Origin of the sequence: Bacillus sp. H1a (assembly GCF_000633475.1) — a bacterium.
GTDB classification, from domain to species: domain Bacteria; phylum Bacillota; class Bacilli; order Bacillales; family Bacillaceae_G; genus Bacillus_A; species Bacillus_A paramycoides.
Genome location: NZ_AYMH01000038.1, coordinates 19,184 through 27,849, shown reverse-complemented (window position 1 = coordinate 27,849; position 8,666 = coordinate 19,184). Strand labels below are relative to the sequence as shown.

Annotated in this window: 6 protein-coding genes and 2 pseudogenes; 6 read left to right on the top strand and 2 right to left on the bottom strand. The window is 29.8% G+C overall.

The genetic code is table 11. The features are described from left to right. Positions 1-343 precede the first annotated feature (343 nt). The 3 genes and pseudogenes from U860_RS33590 (at position 344) to U860_RS0117245 (ending at position 2,265) form a co-directional block, all read left to right on the top strand. Positions 344-1,030: pseudogene (locus tag U860_RS33590) on the top strand (IS6 family transposase). A 71-nt stretch (positions 1,031-1,101) separates the two neighbouring features. Next, positions 1,102-1,461: pseudogene (locus U860_RS33585) on the top strand (Mu transposase C-terminal domain-containing protein); the annotation flags it as partial. Positions 1,462-1,473: 12 nt separating this feature from the next. Then, on the top strand, positions 1,474-2,265 hold the full coding sequence (locus U860_RS0117245) for an AAA family ATPase (RefSeq protein ID WP_029953016.1): 792 nt from the start codon (positions 1,474-1,476) through the stop codon (positions 2,263-2,265). A gap of 107 nt (positions 2,266-2,372) precedes the next feature. Here the strand turns inward: U860_RS0117245 and U860_RS0117240 are convergent, their stop codons facing one another. Then, positions 2,373-3,113 carry a LytTR family DNA-binding domain-containing protein gene (locus tag U860_RS0117240; RefSeq protein WP_025149543.1) on the bottom strand — a complete coding sequence of 247 codons (741 nt, stop codon included), beginning with the start codon at positions 3,111-3,113 and terminating at the stop codon, positions 2,373-2,375. A gap of 34 nt (positions 3,114-3,147) precedes the next feature. Beyond that, on the bottom strand, positions 3,148-4,416 hold the full coding sequence (locus tag U860_RS0117235; RefSeq protein WP_025149542.1) for a GHKL domain-containing protein: 1,269 nt from the start codon (positions 4,414-4,416) through the stop codon (positions 3,148-3,150). A gap of 647 nt (positions 4,417-5,063) precedes the next feature. Between U860_RS0117235 and U860_RS0117230 the strand changes: the two genes are divergently transcribed. The 3 genes from U860_RS0117230 to U860_RS0117220 all read left to right on the top strand — a co-directional run bounded on the left by U860_RS0117230 (position 5,064) and on the right by U860_RS0117220 (position 8,649). Continuing rightward, the gene (locus tag U860_RS0117230; RefSeq protein ID WP_025149541.1) at positions 5,064-5,297 is read left to right on the top strand and encodes a mersacidin family lantibiotic; all 234 of its coding nucleotides are present in this window, start codon (positions 5,064-5,066) and stop codon (positions 5,295-5,297) included. A 34-nt stretch (positions 5,298-5,331) separates the two neighbouring features. Next, positions 5,332-5,532 carry a hypothetical protein gene (locus U860_RS0117225; RefSeq protein ID WP_025149540.1) on the top strand — a complete coding sequence of 67 codons (201 nt, stop codon included), beginning with the start codon at positions 5,332-5,334 and terminating at the stop codon, positions 5,530-5,532. 75 nt (positions 5,533-5,607) lie between these two features. Beyond that, positions 5,608-8,649 carry a type 2 lanthipeptide synthetase LanM family protein gene (locus tag U860_RS0117220; RefSeq protein WP_025149539.1) on the top strand — a complete coding sequence of 1,014 codons (3,042 nt, stop codon included), beginning with the start codon at positions 5,608-5,610 and terminating at the stop codon, positions 8,647-8,649. The last annotated feature ends 17 nt before the right edge of the window (positions 8,650-8,666 follow it).

Below are 8,666 nucleotides of genomic sequence, written 5' to 3'. Positions count from 1 at the left end.
CTAAAAACATTTATGTAAATTCATTATTTAGCAATTATTTATAAAATTATCATACAAATGATCTGTATATCGAAAATAAATTGATGTGCAGATCATTTGTGTGAGCAAAGTCCCTTTAACATTATTAAGGGACTTTTTTAAATTTCTACATACTTGAGATTCCGTCACATCAACATCAAGTTAAAAACACTTTTAAAACATTAAAAAGTGCTTTTTATTTATTAAAAATACGAATATAAACTTTTGAATATTCATTTATATTCACTTAAAGGGATAGGGTTCTGTTGCAAAGTCTTCTAAACGAAATTAAAATGTAAGAAAAATGATTTGAGGAGCATGATGCATGAAATATTTTAGAGGAAAACAGTTCAAGAAAGACATTATTTTAGTAGCCGTTGGCTATTATTGGCGTTTTTCTTTAAGCTATCGTGATGTATCTGAAATCCTGAAAGAACGTGGAGTTTCTATGCACCCAACAACAATCATGCGTTGGGTGCATGAATATGGAAATTTGATTTATCAAATTTGGAAGAAGAAAAATAAATCCGCACATTTTGTATGGCATTTAGATGAAACCTACATCAAAGTCAAAGGAAAGTGATGTTATCTCTATCGTGCGATCGATCAAGAAGGGAACACCTTGGATATCCAACTTCGTAAAACAAGGGATCATCAAGCTGCCTATATGTTTATGAAAAGGTTAGTGAAAGCTTTTGGAGAACCAACGGTTCTCACAACAGATAAAGCCCCAGCGCTACTCTGTACGTTTAATAAATTAAAAGAACAAGGATTTTACAAACGTACAACTCATTGTACAATCAAGCATTTGAACAATCTTATAGAACAGGACCATAGACATGTGAAGCGACGTTTTGTCAAATCCGCAGGGTTTCAAAATCTTCGTCATGCTTCACGTACAATAAAAGGTATTGAAACTATTCATTCCTTATATAAACAAAAGCGAAGTCTTCAAAGAGACTCCGCTTTTTCAACGTACAATGAACTTCAACAATTACTAGCTACTTCCTAAACATTGGTCCTCATTTACCAACCTGTTTATGCTTTTTTCAAACTTTGCAACAGAACCATGTAGCGAAACCAAGGAAGGTTCATTCTGACGGGATTCACTTCCAAGGACTTAGATATATTGACACAAATCTAGCTGCATACGTTGGAGAAACAGTCATTATTCGTTATGATCCAAGAGATATTGCGGAGATTCGAGTGTTTTATCAAGATAAATACTTATGTACGGCTATTTCCCCTGAAATCTCCGATTATACAGTAGATTTAAAAGAGATTGTTTCAGCACGAAATAAAATACGGAGAAGTCTAAAAAAGCAACTCGATTCTGGAAAAACTGTTGTAGAAGAAATTGCCTTGTCAAAGAAAGAGGATCTAGAGAACAAAACAAATGAACCTACCAAAAAATCAAAGTTAAAGAGGTATTTCAATGAATAAAGGTCAAAATTTATTGAAACAAAAGAATATAAGCGATTTGCCGAGTTTTGTGATGCGTGTATCAAATATAAATATATAGGCATTTGTTATGGATTACCGGGTGTAGGAAAAACATTGTCCTCAAGGTATTATGCAAATTGGGATTCCATTAAAAAACAAATAGCTTATAAAACAGCAAATGAAATTGGCCAAGATGCAGATGAAAAGATACTTGAAGCTAGGACAATTTTTTATACAGCTCCAGCTGTACGAGCCACTAAAATGACTGACGAGATTCATACTACTGGAATTAGAATGAACATGGTAAGAACTATGTATAAAGTACTTACTAAAGGAGAAGAAGAAAAATACTCCACTGACGCTTATGAAGATATCGACCTGATTATTGTTGATGAAATAGATCGCCTAAAAGTACAAAATTTAGAACAACTTAGGGATATCTACGATCGAAATGATAAAGCGATGATATTAATTGGAATGCCTGGCATTAAAAAGCGATTAGCCCGATACCCTCAACTCTACTCTAGAATTGGATTTGCCCATGAATTTGATAAACTTAGTAAAGATGAAACCCATCATATTTTGGAATATAAATGGGGAGAGTTAGGACTTTCTATAAAGCTTGAGGACTTTTCCGATTATGAGGCAATAACTAGCATAATAAAGATTACTGGAGGGAACTTTAGGCTCATACAGAGACTGTTCACTCAAATTGAAAGAATACTCGAAATTAATAAGCTTGAAACAATAACAACAGAAGTTGTTGAAGCCGCACGAGATAGTTTAGTAATCGGAATCAAGTAAATAAAAACGCTATCGTTTTATATGATGATAGCGTTTTAATATTTACTTATAATGCAAAATATTTCTTAAAACAAGCGCAAAATAACTACAAAAGTGACACGTACCCCTTAAACTGATAAAAGACTCATTTTTTTCTTTAAATCTTTGAAGTGTTGAAAAGATATATCACACACCATTTGATTAGCCATAAGTACTTGTCGTTTCCTTAAGGAATATTCCTGAACCTGTTTAATATTAATGATATAACTACGATGACACCGTATAAAGTTTTCATCTAAATTACTAATAATTTTTTTTAATTTGCCATAGAATTCATAAACTCCGTTTTTTTCTCGAAGAATAATTTTATGTGGTTGCGAAGATGTTTCAAAGAAATATATATCATCGAGACTAATCTTTTTGGTGACATTTCCTAATTTTAAAACAAAGAATTTTGTATCGTCACTTAAATGAATTTGAGTATAACGTTTATATGCTGTATCAAGTGCTTCTGAAATCTGTGCATCAATTTGACCTGAATCTTTTAATATGAAATCTAATGCAGAAATCTTATATTTAAAAGTTAATTTTAATTTGTCTGCAAAAGAAGTAAAGAAAATGATTTGTACAAGTGGATCATTATTACGTATATGCTCGGCTAACTCTAGGCCATCCATAGTGCTTTTTAAATCGATATCCAAAATATAACAATCGGCATCGGATTTCTCCAAGTAGTTTATAACTTCTTGGGGAGTACGAGCGCTTAGCTTGAGTTCAATAGGATAATTGTTAATTGTAATATATTTTAATATTTGATGTTGTAAATAACGTCTGTGTGTATCACTATCTTCACAAATAATTAAACGCAATTTCATTTCCACCTCTCAAAGTGTTCAAATACATTTATTCTATTAAGTCTATTTGAATCTCTTGAACAAAAAATGATTTTTCAAGATATGTATTGTAAGTTATATTGGAATAGTGACCTAGAATATCTTGAGCATTGTTCAACCCTTGACCACGACCCATTCCTTTTGTTGTGTAAGATCGTGTGAATAATTGATTAATGTCAATTTGATCTATATCACATGAATTTTCTATAACAATAACAACTGATTTTCCTGATATAAGTAAAATAGCAATATTAATTTGTGCATCTTTAGTATTCTTACTAGCTTCAATTGCATTATCCAAATAGATACCTAATACACGAACAATATCTATTAATTTTATTGATAATTTGATAATTGGTTGAGGTATTTCAACGTTTATATCTATTTCATATTGGGAAGCTTCATTTAATTTAGAAATCAAAATGCTTTTAACTTCTAAAATTTTTATATTATTGAGTGATTTGAGAATTTGATTGCGCACAAAATTTTTCTTTTCTGCGATTAAAATATGATTATAAAAATATTCTTGCAATCCTTCAATATCATTTTCATCAATATATGCTCTAAGTGCTAAAAGGATATTCAAATAGTCATGTTGAAATTTCTGTAGTCCTTTATTTGTCTGAGTTAACATTTGGATATGTTGTTGGAATTGTTCATGAATAATTTTATTTTTTTCTACTTCATAATCTTTCTTTGTTTTAGTGATTAGTAAAATAAACAGAACAATAATCAGAACAATAATCAGGATTAAATAAACACCCTGCAATAACATGTTAATAAGATTAAAAGATTTACTGTGTAGTATAAAAACATTAATAGAGAAAATAATAATAGTTAAAAAAAATAGAAATAATATACTCACAAAACATTTTAATGTAAGTTGGTCTGAGAAATTATGAATGAATTTTCCAGACAACCATTTATAAAATATTAGCATTAAAACAAATAATAGTAAAAATATAAAAATATGTATTTTATTAGAATCAAATGATAAATTAACTAACTGCGCTAAATTGTCTGAAAAAACACCCATTATAAATATAATAGATACATCTAGAATAACTTGTTTTTTCTTTAATAAAAAATAGAATAGCAATACCAAAGAAGTGAACGACAGAAGCAGTGTTAATGCTTCGCTTATAAAATAGTACAACATAAAAAGAGTGGTCAACCAAATAAGTGCTATGGATAGTAGAGTTTTTGTTAAAGGGACTTTCAATAAATAAGTTAGTCCTATAAATAATGTAAAAAATTCAATGATACCGAATACCAACATTATTGCCTCCCTTTGATCATTTCATTTAAAAAAATTTCCAGTTTCTAACATTTAAGGAATGTCTTCTTTGTAAAATAAAATTAAAAGTGAAAACATCCTTTTGAATTAAACGACAAATCAGTGGAAAGAAAATTACAATCCATATAGTACAAATGATGGGATTCTTAAAATGGAATCCTAGATAAACCTGTTTCAAAATATAAAACGATAGATGAGTAATAAATCCTTTTATTACTACCTCCGCATACGAGATATAATCCTTATATACAAAATTCTTAATATAAAGAAAGGATAAAGTGTACACCAAATTCAACTTTTACTTTTTCTATTGATGAATATTCCTTTTTGATTAAAAAGTTTTGTATTTTCTATTCTATCACTTTCATTATCTTCTCATTTTCCCTCTTTATTATACAAAAAAAACTTCAATTAAGAAAAAAACTTCATAAATGTTTTATTTTTACTCCTAAACATTATTTTTACATACATAAAACGTATATTCAGGATGAAAAACCTCCTCTTTACTACAAAATATGGAAAAATATTAAAATTTGATTAATATAAGAGTTGGGGTTTGGATAGCTTGCTGTATCAGAGAGCTTCAGCTAGCCAATAGACCTTACATTTTGAAAGGGGATTAATAAGCTATGAGTAAAACAGAAGAAATCGTAATTATGAATGAAGTATGTGGGAAAGGGTTAAAGTCACTTGATGTAAATCAAATGTCTAATATTTATGGTGCATCAGATGTAGATCCGCGTTGGACCCCAGTTGCTTCTGCAGTAATCCGTTCTATCTCGAAAAGTACTAAAGCCTGTGTTGGTGGTGGTGTTACTGCAATTAGTGGAATTGTAAGCTACAACAAAGATTGCTTAGGCTAAGTTGTGAAATTGGATAATTTAGGAGGTACGCTAGATGAAACAAAATGAAGAATATCAAGATGTCGTTGGACCAAGCTTAAAAGAATTGGATTTACAAACTATACAAAGTGTTTATGGAGGTTATGGTGCAGATGTAGAGCCTCGCTCTTCACTAGTCTGCACGGCTCTATTCTCTTTTGTAGGTAGTTACCTAGGATCTGCAACATTTAAATGTGGTAAAGATAATAAAAAATAATAATTTATGATTTATCTAAAAAGAGATCTAATTAGATCTCTTTTTAGATCTTTAGATACTTGAGGTGAATAATGAATGGAAAATTTACATAAGGCATTAACTATTGATGAGCGTTATCAGTTATTGAAAAAAAATGTTGATGTAGAGAACTCGTCTACACTGTATAGTTGGCGAAATACTCTTTCTTTATTATCTGAAAAAACTTTTAATGAGATGTTAGAAGTAAAATCCTACGATAAAATGATTTTTTCTCATGCTGTGAACTATAATCCGTCTGTTGAACAAATTCCTATTTTTTCCGAACATGCAAAACAATCGGAATGGTATCGGGTATTTGAAGCGGGTATGGCTACCTTAACAGAAAACGATGACATCAAAAATAAGACATTTACTTATCTCCTACGTCCTTTTTTAAATTATTTCAAAGAAAAGATACAAATTGTAATAAATAAATCTGGCTATAAGTATTTCTTAGGTTCCGATGTTATATCTAATATTTTTGATTATTTAGCGACTGAATTGTCAAGCATCGCCTATAAAACGATGATTTTAGAAATGAATATTAGTAAGAGTAATGGTGAATTGAAAGGTGATACGCCAGAAGATAGATATATCAGCTTTATTTCTTTATACCAAAATAAAAAAAGACTGTATTCCTTCTTCGATAAATATATTGTATTAACTCGTCTATTATCGACAAGAACTAGTTTTATTTTAAATAATGTTAAGGCTCTTTTAGACAGAATAAAGTGTGATCAGGAAGAATTAATGCAAATATTTGAACTTCAAAATTTCAAATTAACAAATTGTCAATTTGGTGAAGGTGATACCCATGCAAAAGGTAATACAGTTACTATTTTAACTTTTAACGACACAAAAAAAGTTGTATATAAACCAAAAAGTTTGCAAATTAATGATGTATTCAATCAGTTTATTAAATGGTTAAATGAGAAGGAGCATCATAACTATAGGCAGTTAAAAATTATCCAATCATTGTTGAGGGATTCCTATGCATATGAAGAATACATTTCTTACAAAAGCTGTCAGTCATTAGCAGATGTTCAAAATTTTTATCATCGTGTTGGACAACTTATGGCAATTATACAATTGCTTAATGGAACAGATATACATATGGAGAACTTGATTGCACATGGTGAACATCCTGTAATTATTGACTTAGAAACTTTAATTCAACAAGCTCTTCCTTTAGAAAAGGATGAAAGTGTTAGTAATAAGTTGCACGAAGCTCTTTTCCAACATGTTACTCGTACACTATTTCTACCGACAGTAGGTATCAAATTAGAAAAACTGGATTTAAGTGCTCTTAATGGACGTGAACAGGATATTGATGATACTGTGCTACAAGTAGTGAATGATGGAACAGATAATGCACGTTATGATTGGAAACCACTGACTTTAAAAGCATCAAATAACTTGCCGTTTTTTGAAAACGAAAAATCGTCAGTCCATTATTTAGACTTTAAACAAGAAATTTTAAATGGTTTCATTACAATTTATGAACTTGTAATAGAAAACAAAGAAGAGTTCCTTAAGAGTAAGTTAATGGAAAGATTTGACGGTTTGTTTGTACGGGTACTATTACGGGATACAAATCAATATGCTACTATTTTAATGCATACCGAACATCCCGAAATGTTAACGGATATGTTGGATCGAGAAAAAGCATTAGAGAACATGTGGGCTTATCCATTTATTGATAAAACAATAATCCGAAAAGAAAATGAAGATATGTTAGTTCATGATATTCCAATTTTTTTCAATTCTACAGAATCTTTATCTTTATTCAATTCTGAGGTGGATGAAATTCCATTTGTTTATAGTGAAAATTCTTTTAATCGGTTCAAAACATCGATATGTAATTTAGATATTAATGAATTAAATAGACAATTAGATATTATTTTATTACATTTAGGTGATTTTTCTACATCAAAGAGAAATGAATTATATAACAGAGTGAAGAATGAACGATTATCGTATCTAAAATTGTCTCAAAAACCACTTGATATTGAAAAAGATACTTTTTTAAAGGAAGCAATTCGAATTGGTGATGATATTATCAGTTGTGCTTTTAAAGAGAAAGATATTAATTGGCTTATGCCATATAATTTTGAAAAAGATAAATGGTCCCTAATTCCGTTAAAGCCTGATTTTTATAACGGATTAGCTGGAATGTATTTCTTTTTTGAAAAACTTTATGAAGTAACGAAGGAAGAACGTTTTAAAAATTTTTCGAGCAAATTACTTTATCAATGCTATCCAGAAAATACTTTTTCTTTTGAGATGGGTTTATCGGGATATCCAGGATACCTTTTAGCCTTTTCACATCAAGACGTAACCATAGATAAAGAGAAAAAAACGATTTATAAATTATTAAATCGTTTCTTAAAAGAGATAGATAGGATTTTCACAGATGCAACAGATGTATTGGAAAAGACGGATATTATTAATGGTACGGCTAGCTTATTATTAGCCACATTACGCTTATACAAAAAAAATTCTAATTCTGATAGGTGGCTAGAGCTAGCGCTGAAAATAACTGATCAGCTTATTGATAAGTACTCAAAGATGTCACTTTCAGATTTCTCTTATGGGCATGGTATTGGAGGTATTTTTTACGCAGTATCTAAATTAAATGAAGTTGTTCAAAATAAAAAATACCGTGATTTTATTGAAAATATACGTCAACAAATTCTAAATCATCCCGAAGACTATGCAAATAATTTACATTGGTGTACAGGGAAAATTGGAACTAATACAGCATTGTATTTAACAGCTAAGGAAGAAGTAGAAAAAACAAATATTGAGAAAAGTATATTCAAGTTAATTTATCAAGAACAATTCTTAAGTAACGATACATTGTGTCATGGTAACACAGGGTTAATTGATATGCTATTAACTTTAGGTACGAAAGATAGTGTTCATTTGGCAAATCAAATAGGACGAAAAGTATTAGTTCAAAAACAATTAACAAATAATTATCAATTAATGGATATTCCAAGCTATCCGGATATTTCGTTATTTACTGGACTTTCTGGAATTGGTTATCAATTCTTACGTTTATCCCAAAATAAGAACATGCCATCTTTACTTTATTAAAAATAGAAGGGAATATA

Excerpts from the sequence above, each read along its gene's own strand:
- U860_RS0117235 (WP_025149542.1), bottom strand. The coding sequence starts at position 4,416 with ATGTTGGTATTCGGTATCATTGAATTTTTTACATTATTTATAGGACTA.
- U860_RS0117230 (WP_025149541.1), top strand. The coding sequence starts at position 5,064 with ATGAGTAAAACAGAAGAAATCGTAATTATGAATGAAGTATGTGGGAAA.
- U860_RS0117225 (WP_025149540.1), top strand. The coding sequence starts at position 5,332 with ATGAAACAAAATGAAGAATATCAAGATGTCGTTGGACCAAGCTTAAAA.
- U860_RS0117220 (WP_025149539.1), top strand. The coding sequence starts at position 5,608 with ATGGAAAATTTACATAAGGCATTAACTATTGATGAGCGTTATCAGTTA.